At 56.0% G+C, this 17,219-nt stretch carries 20 protein-coding genes; all 20 read left to right on the plus strand.

Annotated features, from left to right (window positions below):
* Positions 1–3: 3 nt before the first annotated feature.
* The gene (locus tag D7024_RS07350) at positions 4–873 is read left to right on the plus strand and encodes an NAD(+)/NADH kinase (RefSeq protein WP_121451197.1); all 870 of its coding nucleotides are present in this window, start codon (positions 4–6) and stop codon (positions 871–873) included.
* Positions 863–1,441, plus strand: a complete 579-nt coding sequence (mnmM, locus tag D7024_RS07355) for a tRNA 5-(aminomethyl)-2-thiouridylate-methyltransferase MnmM (protein ID WP_121451198.1) — start codon at positions 863–865, stop codon at positions 1,439–1,441. The genes D7024_RS07350 and mnmM overlap by 11 nt, the downstream gene beginning before the upstream one ends.
* Positions 1,438–1,893 carry an arginine repressor gene (gene argR, locus D7024_RS07360; protein WP_121451199.1) on the plus strand — a complete coding sequence of 152 codons (456 nt, stop codon included), beginning with the start codon at positions 1,438–1,440 and terminating at the stop codon, positions 1,891–1,893. The genes mnmM and argR overlap by 4 nt, the downstream gene beginning before the upstream one ends.
* A 4-nt stretch (positions 1,894–1,897) precedes the next feature.
* A complete protein-coding gene (gene recN / locus D7024_RS07365; protein WP_121451200.1) occupies positions 1,898–3,607 on the plus strand; it encodes a DNA repair protein RecN in 1,710 nt (569 codons plus the stop codon).
* Positions 3,608–3,980: 373 nt separating this feature from the next.
* The gene (gene spoIVB, locus D7024_RS07370; RefSeq protein WP_243113726.1) at positions 3,981–5,159 is read left to right on the plus strand and encodes a SpoIVB peptidase; all 1,179 of its coding nucleotides are present in this window, start codon (positions 3,981–3,983) and stop codon (positions 5,157–5,159) included.
* 185 nt (positions 5,160–5,344) lie between these two features.
* The gene (gene spo0A, locus D7024_RS07375; RefSeq protein ID WP_121451202.1) at positions 5,345–6,109 is read left to right on the plus strand and encodes a sporulation transcription factor Spo0A; all 765 of its coding nucleotides are present in this window, start codon (positions 5,345–5,347) and stop codon (positions 6,107–6,109) included.
* Positions 6,110–6,227: 118 nt separating this feature from the next.
* Positions 6,228–7,349, plus strand: coding sequence for a putative cytokinetic ring protein SteA (steA, locus tag D7024_RS07380; RefSeq protein ID WP_121451203.1), 1,122 nt, complete (start codon positions 6,228–6,230; stop codon positions 7,347–7,349).
* A gap of 24 nt (positions 7,350–7,373) precedes the next feature.
* The gene (locus D7024_RS07385) at positions 7,374–8,288 is read left to right on the plus strand and encodes a copper transporter (RefSeq protein WP_243113727.1); all 915 of its coding nucleotides are present in this window, start codon (positions 7,374–7,376) and stop codon (positions 8,286–8,288) included.
* Positions 8,245–8,925 carry a glycosyltransferase family 2 protein gene (locus D7024_RS07390; protein WP_121451205.1) on the plus strand — a complete coding sequence of 227 codons (681 nt, stop codon included), beginning with the start codon at positions 8,245–8,247 and terminating at the stop codon, positions 8,923–8,925. The genes D7024_RS07385 and D7024_RS07390 overlap by 44 nt, the downstream gene beginning before the upstream one ends.
* Before the next feature lie 21 nt (positions 8,926–8,946).
* Positions 8,947–9,798: an MraY family glycosyltransferase gene (locus D7024_RS07395; protein WP_121451206.1), complete on the plus strand. Its 852-nt coding sequence runs from the start codon at positions 8,947–8,949 to the stop codon at positions 9,796–9,798.
* Between the two features lie 71 nt (positions 9,799–9,869).
* The gene (locus tag D7024_RS07400) at positions 9,870–10,556 is read left to right on the plus strand and encodes a P-loop NTPase family protein (protein ID WP_121451207.1); all 687 of its coding nucleotides are present in this window, start codon (positions 9,870–9,872) and stop codon (positions 10,554–10,556) included.
* A 25-nt stretch (positions 10,557–10,581) separates the two neighbouring features.
* Positions 10,582–10,809 carry a 4Fe-4S binding protein gene (locus D7024_RS07405; RefSeq protein ID WP_121451208.1) on the plus strand — a complete coding sequence of 76 codons (228 nt, stop codon included), beginning with the start codon at positions 10,582–10,584 and terminating at the stop codon, positions 10,807–10,809.
* Positions 10,802–11,863, plus strand: coding sequence for a 3-methyl-2-oxobutanoate dehydrogenase subunit VorB (locus D7024_RS07410; RefSeq protein ID WP_121451209.1), 1,062 nt, complete (start codon positions 10,802–10,804; stop codon positions 11,861–11,863). Before D7024_RS07405 ends, D7024_RS07410 begins: the two co-directional genes overlap by 8 nt.
* On the plus strand, positions 11,863–12,609 hold the full coding sequence (locus D7024_RS07415; protein WP_207543888.1) for a thiamine pyrophosphate-dependent enzyme: 747 nt from the start codon (positions 11,863–11,865) through the stop codon (positions 12,607–12,609). Before D7024_RS07410 ends, D7024_RS07415 begins: the two co-directional genes overlap by 1 nt.
* A gap of 1 nt (position 12,610) precedes the next feature.
* Positions 12,611–13,171: a 2-oxoacid:ferredoxin oxidoreductase subunit gamma family protein gene (locus tag D7024_RS07420; RefSeq protein ID WP_121451210.1), complete on the plus strand. Its 561-nt coding sequence runs from the start codon at positions 12,611–12,613 to the stop codon at positions 13,169–13,171.
* A gap of 36 nt (positions 13,172–13,207) precedes the next feature.
* Complete coding sequence (locus D7024_RS07425) at positions 13,208–14,332, plus strand: M20/M25/M40 family metallo-hydrolase (RefSeq protein WP_121451211.1); 1,125 nt, start codon at positions 13,208–13,210, stop codon at positions 14,330–14,332.
* Between the two features lie 14 nt (positions 14,333–14,346).
* Positions 14,347–15,453, plus strand: a complete 1,107-nt coding sequence (locus tag D7024_RS07430) for a DUF3866 family protein (protein ID WP_121451212.1) — start codon at positions 14,347–14,349, stop codon at positions 15,451–15,453.
* Between the two features lie 45 nt (positions 15,454–15,498).
* Positions 15,499–16,158 (plus strand): hypothetical protein, encoded by a 660-nt coding sequence (locus D7024_RS07435; RefSeq protein ID WP_165859307.1) that lies wholly within the window; start codon positions 15,499–15,501, stop codon positions 16,156–16,158.
* 74 nt (positions 16,159–16,232) lie between these two features.
* The gene (gene spoIIM / locus D7024_RS07440; protein WP_165859308.1) at positions 16,233–16,850 is read left to right on the plus strand and encodes a stage II sporulation protein M; all 618 of its coding nucleotides are present in this window, start codon (positions 16,233–16,235) and stop codon (positions 16,848–16,850) included.
* A 76-nt stretch (positions 16,851–16,926) separates the two neighbouring features.
* Positions 16,927–17,196 carry a hypothetical protein gene (locus D7024_RS07445; RefSeq protein WP_121451214.1) on the plus strand — a complete coding sequence of 90 codons (270 nt, stop codon included), beginning with the start codon at positions 16,927–16,929 and terminating at the stop codon, positions 17,194–17,196.
* The last annotated feature ends 23 nt before the right edge of the window (positions 17,197–17,219 follow it).

Genomic DNA, 17,219 nt, shown 5'->3' on the forward strand with positions numbered 1-17,219 from the left:
CCGATGAAAACCATCGGCCTGGTGGTTAACCTGGGTAAACAAAGGGTAGCTCCCCTGGTGGAACAAATTGTTGACTGGCTGACTGCACGGGGTTGCCGGGTGGTGATGACCGGTGATGCGGCCACCGCCCTGGGCCGGCCCGAACTGGGTATCCCCCGGGAACAGCTCGTTGAGGAAACCGAAATTCTGCTGGTGCTGGGTGGCGACGGTACCCTGCTGCGCTGTGCCCGGGAATCCGCTCCCCGGGGTATACCGCTTCTGGGAATCAATCTTGGCCATCTCGGTTTTCTAACCGAAATTGATGTTCCGGAACTTTTACCCGGTTTGGAGAAACTTTTAGCCGGCCGGTACACCATTGAGGAGCGGATGATGCTTGAGGCCAGGGTTATCCGGGAGGGACTTACAGTAGAGCGGGTTATTGGTTTAAACGACGCGGTCATTACCAAAGGAGCCTTTGCCCGGCTGATTTTTCTGGAAACCTATGTTAACGATGATTTCGTCAGCACCTATCCAGCCGATGGCCTGATTGTAGCCACTCCTACCGGTTCCACGGCCTATTCCCTTTCTGCTGGCGGTCCTCTGGTTACCCCGGAGCTGGACCTGATGGTGGTCACCCCCATCTGTCCCCATTCCCTCTGGGCACGGCCACTGGTCATTAACGCTGCCAGCCGCGTGCGGGTGATTGTTCGCTCGAAACAGGGGGAAGTAATGTTAACGGTTGATGGCCAGCAGGGCTGCAAATTGAAGTTCAATGACACGGTGCTCGTACAACAATCGGCCCATCGTGCCCGGTTGATCCGGTTGAAAAACCGCAGCTTTTTCTATCTCTTGCGCCAGAAGCTAAGTGAGGGTGAGCGTCTGAATGGTTGCTAGAAGTGCCAGTGCTGTCCAGTGGGCGCAAAGCTTTATTGCTCCGGTGCTGGTGCCCGGCTGCCTGGCGGTGGACGCCACCGCAGGTAACGGTCAGGACACGTTGTTCCTGGCCCGGGGTGTGGGGCCGCAGGGGAAGGTTTTTGCCTTTGACATTCAGCTCCAGGCCCTGGAAAAAACCAGGGAACAGCTGGCCGGGGCCGGTTTGCTGGACCGGGTGATCCTGCTGGCCGCGGACCACCGGGAAATGGCCGCCCATGTTCCCGGTGCCGTGAAGGCAGTTATGTTTAACCTGGGCTATCTGCCCGGCGGGGACCACCGGATCATCACCCGGCCCGAATCCACCCTGGAAGCGCTCAAAGCGGCCCTGTCCCTTTTAGCTTCCGGAGGGCGTATTTCCCTGGTGGTTTATACGGGGCATCCGGGCGCCACAGAGGAACTAAAGGTTGTGGAGGAGTTCACCCGGGATCTTTCTTCCCGGCAATATACGGTGGTAAGGCTATCCTTCTGGAATCGTTCTTCAAAGGCGCCGGTAGTAGTCCTTTTGGAAAAGGCGGGTGCAGAAACGTGAAGGCCCGGCGGCAAAGGCAAATCCTTGAGATTATCCGCCAGCAGGTTATCGAAACCCAGGAAGAACTGGCGGAGGCCCTGCGGGCCGCCGGGTTTCCCGTTACCCAGGCCACCGTGTCCCGGGATATCCGGGAGCTGGGATTGGTCAAGGTGCCCGGAGAGAACAATACCTTTCGCTATGCTGCTCCCGGTGAAACGCCTCCTTTAAGACGGTATGAACGGTTGAAGAGACTTCTGCGCAGCTCGGTACAGTTCATCGATTTTAGTGAAAACCTGGTGGTGGTTAAAACACTGCCGGGCGAAGCTCAGGGTGTAGCTTCGGCCATTGACCAGGCGGCCTGGCCGGAAATTATCGGTACCGTGGCCGGGGACGATACCATTTTGATTGTAGTTAAACCGAAAAAACTGGTAACTACAGTTTTGCAACGCTTAAATCAGCTGGCCAGGGGGTGAGAAATTGCTAGTTTCCCTGGATATTCAGGATTTTGGCCTCATTGACCGGCAGACCATTGAATTTACTCCCGGATTAAATGTGCTCACCGGGGAAACGGGTGCGGGAAAATCCATAGTTGTGGAGGCCCTGCAGGTGGCCCTGGGCGGCAGGGCGTGGGCGGAATTTATCCGGACGGGTAAGGAAAGGGCCAGGGTTGCGGCAGTTTTTGAGGTTCACCCGTTAGCTGTGCTGAAGGAAAAGCTAAAGGCGTGGGGAATCCCGCTGGAAGACGACGGGATACTGGTCATGGCCCGGGAACTGGCCCGGAGCGGGCGCAACATTTGCCGGTTAAACGGGCAGGTGGTTGCTCTAAGCGTCTACCGGGAAGCGGGCCAGCATCTGGTGGATATCCACGGCCAGCACGAAAGCCAGTCGCTCTTTAACCCCGATCACCACAGGGATCTTCTGGATCGTTTCGGAGGGTTGTGGTCCTTGCGGCAAGAGGTAGCCGAAATCTACCACAGGTGGCGTGATCTTACATCTCAACTGGAGGAACTCCGCCACGGTGCGAGGGACAGGCTGCACCGCCTGGACATGCTTACATATCAGGTCCAGGAGATTGATCGTGCCCGCCTCTTGCCGGAGGAAGAGGAAGCACTCACCCAGGAACGCAACCGGCTGGCCAATGCCGAGAAGATTGCGGCCCTGGCCGGCCGGTGTTATCAGGCCCTGCACGGGGGAGAGGAAGGCATCCCGGCGGTAATGGATCTCCTGGGCCGGGCCTGCCGGGACCTGGAGGAGCTGTCCCGCCTGGATCCTGACCTTTCATCCCTGGCATCATCCCTGGACGGCGTCTTATACCAGGTGGAGGATGTGGCGCGGGAACTGGCCCGTTACCGGGACGGGGTGGAATTTAACCCCAGCCGGCTACAGGAAGTGGAGGAGAGACTTTCCCGTATTCGCGATCTCAAGCGCAAGTATGGTGATAGTGTGGAGGAAATCCTGCGTTACCGTGAAGAGGCGGCAGCCGAGCTGGAGTTACTGGCTTCCAGCGAGGAAAATACGGCGGCGCTGGAGGATGAGATCAAACTCTGGGAAGAACGCTGGCAGCAAAAGGCACTGGACCTGTCCCGGGCCCGCCGGGAGCATGCCCGGAAACTGGAAGAGGCGGTGGCCCGGGAACTGGCGGATCTGGAAATGGGGAATGTAGAGTTCCAGGTTCTCTTTGAAGATCTGAGCCAGCCTTCCGCCACCGGGCGGGAACGCGTGGAGTTTCTGATCTCTCCCAATCCGGGGGAACCCCTGCGTCCCCTGGCCAGAATTGCTTCCGGGGGTGAGTTGTCCCGGGTGATGCTGGCCATGCGCGCCATCCTGGCTACAGTGGATGAGTTGCCCACCCTGGTTTTTGACGAAGTAGATGCGGGCATCGGTGGGAGGACCCTGGTGGCCGTGGCCGAAAAGCTGGCCGATATTGCCGGCCACCGTCAGGTGGTATGCGTTACCCACGCGGCCCAGATAGCCAGCTTTGCCCGCACCCACTTCAGCATTTCCAAAGAAGTCCGGGCCGGTCAAACCACCACCCGGGTGAGAAGGCTTGATGAGGAAGGCCGCCTGGCGGAGCTGGCCCGCATGCTCGGCGGGCGGGAGGCAGACGGCCTGGCCAGGGATCATGCCCGTCACCTGCTGGAACAGGCCAGGGAAAGGATTGAGATTGCCCGGAAGAAGACCTGTTAAGACATAAATGCGAAAATCCAAAAAATCTTGGATTTTGGATTAATGTAAAAAAATCGCTATATCTTTTTAATTTTTAAAGCCCAATAATGGGCTTTTTATTTTTTTAAACGCAAATAAGCCAATAACGGCACATTTAGTCAGAATAATTGATATTACCTCGGGCTATCTTAAAAATGCACACATTTATTTTAATTTTTGATGCCTTATCTGGGTACCAGTATGTAGATGGAGGTGGGACAAAAAATCAACGGGGAGGCGATAAATTCTGAGCAGGAAGAGATTTTTTTCCATCACGGCAGTGTTCACCCTGGTACTGAGTCTTTTGTGTGCAAACATAACCTTAAAAACCTTATTTATGTCTGTGGGACCAAACGTGGCCATAGGCGACCCCCTTATACCCCGGGGATTACCCGTAAAACTTTTTAAAGTGGAAATTTTGTCCGGGCAGCCAAAAGCCAGGTGGACCTCCGGGCAGGGTGTCGTTCCCGTAGCCAGCGTCCCCGGCCGGGTAGATATGCAAATAAAGCTTCTGGGTCTTATTCCTCTAAACCGTATGGTGGTTAATGTGGTGCCTGCCGTGCGGGTCATCCCGGGAGGGCATTCCATCGGCGTCCTGCTCCATGCCCAGGGAGTAATGGTGGTTGGCCACGCGGTGGTTACGGATCTTAAGGGACAACGGCACAATCCCGCCCTGCAGGCAGGAATTTTAAACGGTGATGTTATCATAAAAGTAAACGGGTGCCGGGTACAGAGTGAACAGCAGGTGCGCAACGAAATAAGCCGGTGCGGTGAAACGGGCCGCCCGGTCACCCTGGAAATAAAACGGGGGCAACGTGTCTTCACCACCCGGGTTAAACCAATCTTTTGTGCCGAAACAAGGCGTTACCGTATTGGGCTTTACGTGCGGGATAGTGCCGCAGGAGTCGGTACCCTGACTTTTTATGAACCGCGAAGCAAAAAATATGGTGCCCTCGGTCACGTGATTACCGATATTGAAACGAACCGCAAGATTGAGCTTGGTGACGGTCAAATTATGGAGGCAATGGTGCAGGGAATCCGTCCGGGCCGCCGGGGCCAACCGGGGGAAAAAATAGGGCTTTTCAACGGTAGCGGGTTCACCGGTAATATAGAGAAAAATACATCCTGCGGAATTTTTGGTTACTTGCGGCAGCCCCTGAAAAATTCCTTATATCCCCAACCAGTACCTGTAGCCCTGGTATATCAGGTGAAAAAGGGGCCGGCCGAGATGCTCACGGTTCTAAAGGGTAACCGTATTGGACGTTTTTCCGTGGAAATATTACAGGTGATGCCCCAGAACAAGTGGGAGGGAAAGGGTATGGTGATTAAAGTTAACGATCCCGAGCTTTTACGACAAACCGGGGGCATCATCCAGGGAATGAGCGGCAGCCCCATTATACAGGACGGAAAGTTTGTCGGAGCCGTGACGCACGTGTTTGTTAACGATCCCACCCGGGGTTATGGCGTACTTGCCGAGTGGATGCTTTGGGAAGCAAATTTAATGCCCATTCCGAAGGAGAAAAAAGCTGCTTAAATATAAGCTTTTTCGACTAAGACCCAGGTTTTATGCATAAGTCGTTCACTTGGTGTTATATTTTGACAGAAATAGTAAATAAAATAATCACTCCGTCCAGAAGGAGTTTTTTTTTATGCGTCGAAATTGGCTATAAATACCATTAGAGAGAAAATATAATAAAATACTTCAGGAGGCGGGATTTAATGGTGAAAAAGACCGTTAAGGTGCTAATTGCTGATGATAATCGAGAGTTTTGCGAATTACTCAAGGAATTTATCAGCCAACAGGAGGACTTTCAATTAGCAGGTATTGCATATAATGGCTTAGAGGCCCTGGAGCAAATTAAACAGCAAAAACCGGATGTGGTAGTGCTGGATATCATCATGCCCCACTTAGATGGCATTGGCGTGCTTGAAAAATTGGAGAGTGTTTCGCCCCGTCCCAAGGTAATTATGCTTACGGCCTTTGGCCAGGAAAGTGTTACCCAGCGGGCAGTGGAACTTGGGGCCGACTACTATATTTTAAAACCTTTTGACTTTGGCGTACTGGCCACGCGTATCCGGCAGCTTGCCGATGGAGTAAATGTATCCCAGTACATATCCCCGGCCAAAACGAAAAACCTGGACGTGGCGGTAACAAACATCATCCATGAAATGGGCGTACCGGCCCATATTAAAGGCTATCACTATTTGCGGGATGCTATTCTGGCAGTAATTAACGAAGTCAACCTGCTGGGGGCAGTAACCAAAGAACTTTACCCCATGATTGCCCAGAAATATCAAACCACGCCCAGCCGGGTGGAAAGGGCTATCCGTCATGCCATTGAGCTGGCGTGGGACAGGGGTAATGTAGAAATGATGACGAGATTTTTTGGTTATACTATAAATCTACAAAGGGGTAAACCAACCAATTCCGAATTTATAGCCATGGTTGCGGACAAGCTAAGGCTGGAGGCCAAGGTGAGTTAGAACTAAATGCCAGAACCTGACCGGCGGTCAGGTTTTTTTACGAAACAGGGACCGTTTCTTGACTGGCCGCTACAAAAACTGTAAAATGTTAGAGAAATATTAAGGCGGTGAGAGTGGCATGCACGTTAAGGGTATTGCCCGGGTGGACAAGCGGACCAAGCACCTTGTCAAACGTCTGGCGGCTCACGAAATTGCCATTATCAACCACCCTGAGCTTGATGAAGTCGCCGCCCAGTCTCTGGTGGAGGCGCGGGTACGGGCGGTCATTAACGCTGCTTCCTCCTTGAGCGACCGGTATCCCAACCCCGGCCCCCTGATCCTGGTCCAGGCCGGGGTGATCCTGGTTGACAATGCCGGGGAAGAAATTATGGATCTGGTGGCGGAGGGACAGGAAGTGGAAATAAAAGACGGCCTGATTTTCTGTCGTGGCCGCCAGGTGGCCGCCGGACATATCCTCACTGCCGAAGAAATAAAGCAAAAAATGGCCCTGGCCCAGCAAAACATGGGAACCGTTATTTCCCGTTTTGTGGAAAATACCCTGGAACATGCCCGGCACGAAATGAGCCTGATTAAGGGTGAGTACCAGCGGCCGCTCTTGCGCACCTCTTTTAAAGGCAGGCATGTGCTCATTGTGGTACGGGGACATAATTATAAGGAGGACTTAAATGCCATTAAATCCTACATTGACGAAATGCGCCCCGTACTGGTGGGCGTGGATGGCGGTGCCGATGCCCTGATAGAATTTGGTTACCAGCCCGACATCATAGTTGGCGATATGGATAGCGTTTCGGATAAAACTTTGCAGTCGGGGGCGGAGCTGGTGGTCCACGCTTACCCCGATGGAAGAGCTCCCGGGTTGCAACGCATTCAGCAACTGGGGTTAAAGGCAGCGGTTTTTGCCGCCCCCGGTACCAGCGAAGATATAGCCATGCTTTTAGCTTATGATGGAGGAGCAGAGTTAATTGTAGCCGTCGGTACCCATTTCTGTGTGGAGGATTTTTTAGAGAAGGGGCGGAAGGGCATGGGGAGCACCTTTTTGGTACGGTTGAAGGTCGGCTCAATTTTAGTTGATGCCAAAGGGGTCAGCAAGCTCTACCGCAATCGCATTAAAGCCAGGTACCTGGCCCAAATTGTTCTTGCTGCCCTCTTGCCTGCCGGTGTGGTGGTAGTTGTCTCCCCTGCCACCAGGGAATTGTTACGCTTGCTGTACATACACTTCCGGTTGCTGCTGGGAATTTAGGCTGGTGGGATGATGATAATAAATTTGCGGTATCATATTGCTTCCCTGGTAGCAGTTTTTCTTGCCCTGGGACTTGGTATACTGGTGGGCAGTACCATGCTCGGCAATGATGCCCTGACGAAACAACAAAAACAGCTGGCGGATAAACTCATGGTGCAGATGGAGCAGCTCAGGGAAAAAAATGAAGCGGTGGAAGCCCGGGCCAATGCTCTGGAGATGGATAACCAGAAACAAAAACAGTTTGAAAAGCAGGTGCTGCCGGTTTTGGTCCGTGATCGTTTGACGGGGTACCGGCTGGCTATAATTGAAACAAACAGTTATGGGTTTCCCGATGATCTAATTGCCACTTTGCGCCTGGCCGGGGCGGAAGTAGAGTCCATCACCACCGTACTTAATGGTTTTTACATAAACGGCCAGGACCAGACGCTGCAAAGGCAGTTGGGATGGAGTAACCTGACTAACGAACAATTAACCACCCGCCTGGCCGGGGAAATTGCCCGGGGACTGGTTAAAGGCAAGAGCAAGGTCCTGGATGTCCTGGTGGAAGAAAACCTGATTAAAATTACGGGGAATTATGGGGTACCCCTGGACGGAGTCATTATCATCGGTGGCAGCCAGGACCGGGATATGGTCAGGGTCCAGACACTGGATTTGCCCCTTATTGATACGCTTTTGCAGTATAAAATACCGGTCTACGGCGTGGAGGAAACCAATGTGCTTTACTCCTACATGCCGGATTACCAGAAGAAACGCATTACCACTGTTGACAATATCGACACCATTCCCGGTCAGGTGGCCCTGGTGATTGCCCTCACCGGGAAGCCGGGACATTACGGGGTCAAACCTACTGCTCAGAAGCTGCTCCCCGAAATGGACGAAGGGGGAAAACCTGCCGATGGAAAAAGAACAGGCAGTATCGGTACTGGTTCCCGCTTATAACGAGGCAAGCCGCATAAAGGATACCGTGCGGGCTGTTCTATCTATCCCCGAGGTGGCCGAGGTAGTGGTTGTTGATGACGGTTCCACCGATGCTACGGCTGAAGTAGCCCGGGCCAGTGGTGCCCGGGTAATTCGTCTTCCCCGCAACCTGGGCAAGGGGGAGGCTTTAAACCGGGGTGCGGCCCTTTGCACCCGTAACGTGGTCCTGCTCATTGATGCCGATCTGGGTGCCAGTGCCGTCGAAGCCAGGCACCTGCTTTTACCGATCCTGAAGGGAGAAGCCGATATGACGGTGGCCCGCTTTCCCGCAGCCAGGCGCAAGGGGGGATTTGGCCTGGTGAAGGGACTGGCCATGGCCGGGATCCGGTGGTATACCGGCCTGGTAATGGAATCCCCCTTATCCGGGCAGCGGGCCATGACCCGGGAAGTGCTGCAGCACCTGATGCCTTTTGCCTCCGGCTTTGGAGTAGAGGTGGGTATGACTATTAAAGCTGCCCGCCTGGGCTTCCGGGTGCAGGAAGTTCCCGTGGTCATGACCCACAGGGAGACCGGGCGGGATTTGAAAGGGTTTTTACACCGGGGAAAGCAATTCTGGCATGTAGCCCGGGTTCTCTGGCAGGCCAGAAATTCGCTATAATATTTACTTGAGGTGTTAATCATGCCCTTTTTTATAACCGCCTTTTCTTTTCCGGCCACCCTGGTTTTTGCCTGTCTTTTAGGGGTCCTGCTCACCCGCCTTTTCCTGCCCGGACTGATGGGGATGATTGTCGAAGCCGGCTTTGTGCGCCCCAATTTCCGGGGTGAGGTTATTCCCCTGGGGGTAGGCCTGGTGTTTTCCCTGGCTGCCGTAGCGTGCATAGTCCTGCTTTACCCGTTTTTGCCGGGGCAGCTGCAGTTTTTTGCCCTGGCCTTTTGCCTTGCCCTGGCCGCTTTCACCTGCCTGGGCCTGGTGGATGACGTCTGGGGTTCCCGTGCTACCAGCGGCTTGAAGGGGCACCTGAAGAGCCTTTTGCAGGGGAGGCTAACCACCGGTGCCCTGAAGGCCCTGGCCGGCGGGGCCTTAAGCCTTTTCCTGGCGGTAGTGGCCGGCCCCCTGGTCTGGGTGCCGGTCAATGCCCTGACCCTGGCCCTTTCGGTAAACGCCATCAACCTTTTGGATTTGCGCCCCGGCCGGGCCGGAAAGGGTTTTCTTTTGGGCTCTTTTCTTTTATTTGTGGCCGGTTGGGGGCAGTGGCCCTTAATCTTCCTGGCCGTTTTAACGGGCAGTGTTGTGGCCTACCTGGCCGTGGATTTGAAGGCCAGGGCCATGATGGGCGATACGGGAGCAAACGCCCTGGGCGCCGCCCTGGGGCTAACGGCGGTATGGGTCCTCCCGGATGGGGTTAAGCTGGCTTACCTGGGACTGCTCCTTGTCCTGCACGTGGTGGCCGAAAAATATTCCCTCACCAGCCTTATTGCCCGCAGCCCATTGCTGGATCGCCTGGACCGTTGGGGCAGCGACCGGAAATAAACAGTTTTTCGCTGCGGGGATAGGAAATTCGGTGTCTTTGTCGAATTGTTTTGACCGTGGGGTGATCCCGGGTGAGCACAGGTTTGAGAAGAATAACAATTTTTACCGGCCATCTGGGTAGCGGAAAGACCGAACTGGCCATTAATTTTGCCCTTTCCCTGAAGGAGCGGGGTTTGCCCACGTCCGTAATTGATCTGGATGTGGTAAACCCCTATTTTCGCACCCGCCTGGTCAGGGAAAAACTGGAACATCTGGGGTTGACGGTGGTTTGTCCCCGGGGTGAGTGGATGAGGGCGGATTTACCGGCCCTGCCCCCGGCCATCCGCGGGGTGCTGGAGGACCCGGGCCGGTACGGGGTTTTTGATGTGGGTGGCGATGAAGTGGGGGCAACGGTCCTGGGACGGTTCAAACCCCTGCTGCCCGCTAAAGACTACCACCTCTGGCTTGTGGTGAATGCCTGCCGCCCTTTTACGCGAGATAAAGAGGGCATCATCAATATGCTGAAGGGTATCGAGAAGGCCTGCCGCCTGCAGGTAACGGGCCTGGTAAGCAATACCAATCTGGGGGCGGCTACCGGCTGGCAAACCATCCTGGCCGGACACCGGGTGGTGCAGGATGCGGCCCGCGTCCTCAACCTGCCGGTGGTAATGGTGGCGGCGCGCCGGGAGTTGGCGGAACATCTGCGTCCCCACATCCCCCCCGGGTTGCCAGTACTGCCCTTGAACCTCTTTATGCAAACCCCGTGGCAGGATTTTTAAGGCTCAAGTTTGGGGAGGGAGATTTTTGGCTGCCGCACGAGTGACATTTAGAGAAGAACGCTGTAAGGGTTGCGAACTCTGTGTTACCTTTTGCCCGAAGGGCATAATTACCCTGGCCAAACATATCAACAGCATGGGTTTTCATCCGGCGACCATTGAAGATCAGGGTAAATGTACCGGCTGTGCCACCTGTGCCCGCATGTGTCCGGATCTGGTCATAGAAGTAGAAAGGGAGGTGGCCCGGGTTGGCTAAAATACTAATGAAAGGAAACGAGGCCATCGGGGAGGGTGCGGTAAGGGCCGGCTGCCGTTACTTTTTCGGTTATCCCATTACGCCCCAGAGCGAACTGCCCCACTACCTGGCCAAGCGCCTCCCGGAAGTGGGGGGACTTTACCTGCAGTCGGAAAGTGAAACGGCCGCCATTAATATGGTTTACGGTGCCGCCGGGGCGGGTGCCCGGGTGATGACTTCGTCCTCCGGTCCGGGCATCAGCCTGATGCAGGAAGGCATTTCCTACCTGGCCGGGGCTGAGTTGCCCTGTGTCATTGTAAATATGATCCGTGGTGGCCCCGGTTTGGGCAATATCGCCCCGGCCCAGTCCGACTACTTTCAGGCCACCAAAGGGGGCGGCCACGGAGATTACCGGGTAATTGTCCTGGCTCCCGCCTCGGTGCAGGAGATCATTGATTTGATGCAGGTAGCCTTTGACCTGGCCGACCGCTACCGTAACCCGGTGATGGTGGCGGGCGACGGTATCCTGGGACAAATGATGGAGCCGGTGGAACTGGGAGAAGAAAAGGAAATAGAGATTCCCCCCCGGCCCTGGGCGGCCACGGGACGCATGGGCGGGGAAAAAAAGTTGATCAACTCCCTGTACATTGTTCCCGAAGAGCTGGAGCAGCATAATCTAAAACTGGCTCAAAAATATGCCCTGATCAGCGAGCGGGAACAGCGCTGGGAGGAATACCGGCTTGACGGGGCAAAGCTGGTGCTGGTGGCCTTTGGAACTGCCGCCCGCATCTGCAAGGCAGTGGTGGACCGCTGCCGGGAAGAAGGCCTGGCGGTAGGCCTGATCCGGCCCATCACCCTGTGGCCCTTCCCCCAAAATGCTTTTGAGCCGGTAATTGAGGAAACAGAACGATTCCTGGTTGTGGAAATGAGCCTGGGACAGATGGTAGAGGATGTCCGCCTGACCGTGAATGGCCGCCGTCCCGTGTATTTTTACGGCCGTTGCGGCGGTATGCTTCCCGTGGCGGCAGATGTGGTGCGGGAAGTGAAAAAATTGTACGGGGGGGAGGGCCAGTGATGAAAAAAGTTTTCACCAGACCCCGGTCGTTGAAGGATATTCCCACCCATTACTGTCCCGGTTGTACCCACGGTATCGTTCACCGTCTGGTAGCCGAGGTAATTGACGAGCTGGAAATTTTCGACCGTACCATCGGCGTGGCACCGGTGGGTTGTTCAGTCTTTGCTTATAATTACTTTGATTGCGATATGTTCCAGGCTTCCCACGGCCGTGCCCCGGCTGTGGCCACCGGAATCAAGCGGGTGTTGCCCGACCGGGTGGTCTTTACCTATCAGGGAGATGGTGACCTGGCGGCCATTGGGACGGGAGAAATAGTCCACGCCGCAGCCCGGGGAGAGAAATTTACGGTGATTTTTATCAATAACGCCATTTATGCCATGACCGGGGGCCAGATGGCTCCCACCACCCTGTTGGGGCAAAAGACCACCACCACTCCCTACGGGCGGGATAAGGAAGTTAACGGCTACCCGGTAAAAGTAGCGGAAATGCTCAGTGTGCTGGACGGTACGGCTTATGTGGCCCGGGTTTCCGTGCATGATCCGGCCCATGTGGTCAAGGCCAAAAAGGCCATTAAACGGGCCTTTGAAGTGCAGCTGGCCAATCTTGGCTTTTCCATTGTCGAGGTGCTGTCGGCGTGTCCCACCAACTGGGGCCTGCCTCCGGCGGAAGCCTTAAAATGGTTGGCCGAAAACATGATTCCCTACTATCCCCTGGGGGAGTACAAAAAACCTGCGGAGGTTGGTTAAAATGTATGAGGCAATTTTGATCGCCGGCTTTGGCGGGCAGGGGGTTCTTTCTACCGGACAACTTCTGGCCTGCGCCGGTATGCTGGAAGGGAAGCACGTGTCCTGGATTCCCTCCTACGGTCCTGAAATGCGGGGCGGTACGGCCAATTGCGGGGTAACCATTTCCGGTTCTCCCATCAGTTCCCCGGTAGTTACCGAACCTACTTCCCTGATTGTGATGAACCGCCCCTCCCTGGAAAAGTTTGAGGGGAGCGTGGTCCCCGGGGGACTGATCTTGATCAACAGTTCCCTTATTGATATCAAGGCTACCCGTAAAGATGTCCGGGTATATTATATACCGGCCAATGGACTGGCCGAAGAACTGGGAAACGCCAGGGTGGCCAACAACGTCATTCTGGGGGCACTGCTGGAATTGACGGGGGTAGTTTCCCTGGATGCGGTGGAAAAATCCCTGCGCGAGGTTTTGCCCGCCCATCGCCACAACCTGATTCCCCTCAACCGCCGGGCCCTGGAAACCGGTGCCGCCCTGGTTCGCCGTTCAGCCGCCGCCCGGGCAGGGTAATGGCCGCCGGCGAGATCAGCTCCTGGAGGGGTTTCGATGATCAATCAGGATAGAATCCTGGCCGAATTTCTCGAGCTGGTACAGGTAGATAGCGTCAGCGGGCGGGAAAGGGCGCTGGCAGACCTGCTGGCGGCCCGCTTAAGGGGGCTGGGATTGGATGTATATGAGGACCGGGCCGGGGCCGAAACCGGGGGAGAAGCCGGCAACCTGATTGCCACCCTGCCGGCCCGGGGCCCGGAGCGCCCCCTTTTGCTGGCGGCCCACATGGATACGGTGGAACCGGGCCGGGGCGTTCGACCGGTGGTGGAGAACGGAGTTGTCCGTTCTGCCGGCGATACCATTTTAGGGGGCGACGACAAGGCCGGCATAGCAGCCATTCTGGAAGTGCTGCGGGTCATTACGGAACAACAGCTTGCGCACGGCGGGCTGGAAGTGGTCTTTACCATTGGGGAGGAAATTGGCCTTTTGGGGGCCAAACATCTGGACCACACCCGGTTGCGCTCTTCCATTGGTTACGTGCTGGACTGTGACGGGCCCGCCGGAACCATAGTGGTACAGGCCCCCACACAGGATAAAATAGAGGCGGTTATCCGGGGCCGGGCGGCCCATGCCGGGATCAATCCCGAGGATGGGATTAATGCCATTGCCGTGGCCGCCCATGCCGTAGCCCGTATGTCCCTGGGCCGTATTGATGACGAAACCACGGCCAACATCGGCGTTATCTCCGGTGGCAAGGCCATTAACGTTGTTCCCGATTCCTGCCGTCTCGAGGGGGAAACCAGGAGCCTTGACGGGAGTAAATGCCGTGCTCAAACGGCGGCCATGGTAGAGGTCCTTGAAACAACAGCCGCCCAATTTGGGGCCAGGGTGGAAGTGACAACCCGGACCCTCTACCACGAATTTAAACTGGCCGAATCCCATCCTGCCGTTGCACTGGCGCGAAGGGCGGCCGAAAACCTGGGCCTGGTCCCACGGCTGGTTAAAACCGGCGGAGGCAGTGATGCCAACATATTTAACTCCCGCGGCATTACCTGCGTCAACCTGGGAATTGCCATGCAAAAGGTTCATACCACTGAAGAATTTATTCGTGTAGAGGATCTGGTGACCAACGCCCGCTATCTCCTGGAAATTATCCGGGTGGCGAATGGTAGTAACCAGTAGTTGGAGGCCGTGGAATGATCCGCATCCGTACTGGAGAAGTTGTGGGTGTGCAGGCCAGACGTCCGGGGCTGACCGAGGTCCTGGTCAGGGTGGAGGGGAAGGAAGAGCGGGCCGTAAACTACGATCAACTTACCGGTCCGGTCAAACCGGGGGATGCGGTGGTGCTCAACACCACCGCCGTATACAAAAAACTGGGTACCGGAGGTACCCATTTTATTATGGCCAACCTGGCCAACCCGGCGCTTGATGTCCCCTGTGCGGGGCACATTATGAAGGCCCGCTATACCCCCTCCCAGGTTAAAGTGCTGGCCGTGGAAGAGGAGGAGCATCCCGAAAACCAGTCCTTCCGGGCGGTGGATTCTCTAGACGGCACCCCGGTAATCATAGCCTCCCTGCACAGCATGATTGCCCCGGCGGCGGCCGTAATCCACAAGCTGACCCGCGGGAAGGCCCGGGTAGTGTATTTGATGACCGATGGTGCGTCCCTACCCCTTCCTTTGAGCCGCCTGGTATATGAACTAAAAGAGAAAGGGCTCCTGTCAGCCACCGTCACCTGCGGCCATGCCTTTGGCGGAGACTACGAAGCCGTCACTGTCTACAGTGGCCTTCTGGCCGCCCGGGGTGTAGCCGGGGCAGACATCATCATCGCGGCCATGGGACCGGGCATTGTCGGCACCGGCTCCACCTTTGGTTTTACCGGCGTAGAGCAGGGAGAGCTGGTGAATGCGGTACATATCCTGGAGGGACAACCGGTGGCAGTGCCGCGCATCGGCTTTGCCGATGCCCGGGAACGCCACCGGGGGTTGAGCCATCATACCCGGACTGCCCTGGGCCGGGTGGCCCTCGCCCCCTGTACCGTCCCCATTCCGGCCCTGGCTTTAGAAAAGCATGCCCTGGTTTGGCGGCAGCTCCAGGAGAGCGGCATCCTGGACAGGCACCGGGTGGTCGTGGTAGAAGACAACCCCACCCGGGAGGCGCTGCAGGAGTATGGCCTTGCCGTTACCACCATGGGGCGGGGCATAGATGAGGACCCTGAATTCTTCCTTGCCGCGGGAGCAGCTGGGGCATATGCTGCTGGGCTGTTTTTAAAAACAAATGCCGTCAGTGAAGGGAAGCCCTGAGGAAGTGCCCTGGTATTTAATGGTATAACGTGATGGGGTGAGATTTTGTTACCCGCAGTGATCCTTACCGCCAACGCCAGCGGAGCCGCCTGGGCCGCCCGGCAGGGCCTGGTGGTTGTGGTGGTGGATGTGATTGACATGTCTACCAGCCTGGAAGCGGCTCTGGATGAAGGAGCGGCGGCGGTGTTTGGAGCCAGCCTCGATGCGGCCAAACCCCCGGTTCCCGTTGATCCGGCAGGGGTGGGCCGGCTGGCCGGGGAAAGGGCCCGGGCACTGGATACCGGTGTGGTGGTGATTGCCGAGCCCCGCACCGGTACCGGGGAGCAACGCAAGGCCGGCATACAAAAGGTGCTCGGGGGCATTGCCGCTGCCGGGGCAAGGCTTGAGGCTGTAGTTCCCAATTTAGGCGCTTCCGTCGCCGAACTGGCAGACTTTAAAGGAAGGGTGGTGGTGGCGGCCACGGGGTCCGGGGGGGTGGCCTTTGATGCCGCCCTGACGGCCGGTGCTCCGGCCGTCCTTGCCGGAACGGTGGCCCGTACACGCCACAAAAAAGGCAAGGACCCGGCTCTGGCTGCCGCCGCCAGGGCGGTAGCGACAGCAAAAAAAATGCACCGGGGCATTGCCGTGGTGGCCGCCAGCGGCAATTCTATGGAAGACTTGCTTGCCGCCGGCTACATTTATCGCCTGATCCTTGAACTTTTTTAATTCCCTCCACCATTCATACACCCCCTTCTTCAGCCATATATATGAGCATGGACAGGTTGGAAGGGGGGAGAGCTTTGCTCGACGTTTTCCGTCATTCCCTGCGAAGCAGCTGGCCCCTTTGTTTGCTGGTATTAATTATCTTTACCCTGGGCCTGATTTGTGGTGCCCTTAACCTTACCTTCCTTCCCCCGGTACAGATCCAGGAACTTCACGATTATATGAATACATTCATAAAGGAGGTTCGGAATCTTGATTTGGAAACGGGCCGGGTGGCCTGGGAGGCCATGTACGGCAAAATGCTCATCATGGTTGCCCTTTACCTTTTGGGACTAACATTTATTGGTATCCCCGTGATCCTTGCTCTGGTTTTCCTGAAAGGATTTGTTCTGGGCTTTACCGTAGCTTTTCTCAATTATGACCTGGCCTGGAGTGGATTGCTTTTAGCCCTGGCCTGTATTATCCCGCAACATTTGCTTTATTTACCTGCACTGTTTGTGGGTGCGGTGGCGTCCCTTTCCTTTGCCCTCGTGCTTCTTCCCCGTCCCTCCAGTACCTGGAGCAAAATATGGGGGTCCTTTGCCAGCTACACCGGGGTGATGCTGGTTGCTCTGACCGTGGCAGTCGGGGCGGGGCTGGTAGAGGCCTTTTTGACGCCCTGGTTGACCAGAATGGTGGTCGGCATCCTGGAGTGAGATAGTAAATGTTCAATAAAACCACAAGGCAAGGGAGGGAAAACCCGGTGGACTACCACGACCGGGTGGGATCATGATGGTAATTCTTTTAACGAAACTAAAACGCCGGTTAATGTTTTGCCTGCGCATGCTGGTGGTGCTGGCCATCCTCGCCGTTCTCTGCGGGCACATTTACAGCCTGATCAGGTCGGGTGGTACCTTTAACCAGCCCCGGTCCCCTTCTCCCGACAGCTCCGTTTACAACCCCGCCACTGGTCCTTTTGATGCGGGTCATGGTACATTTATGGATCGCCTGTTCGAGTTTTTACGGGAATATTACCGGGGTCGTCATGGTAAGCCGGATTAACAAACCGGGCTTTTCTTTTTTAT

This window comes from Desulfofundulus salinus (assembly GCF_003627965.1).
Taxonomy (GTDB): Bacteria; Bacillota; Desulfotomaculia; order Desulfotomaculales; family Desulfovirgulaceae; genus Desulfofundulus; species Desulfofundulus salinus.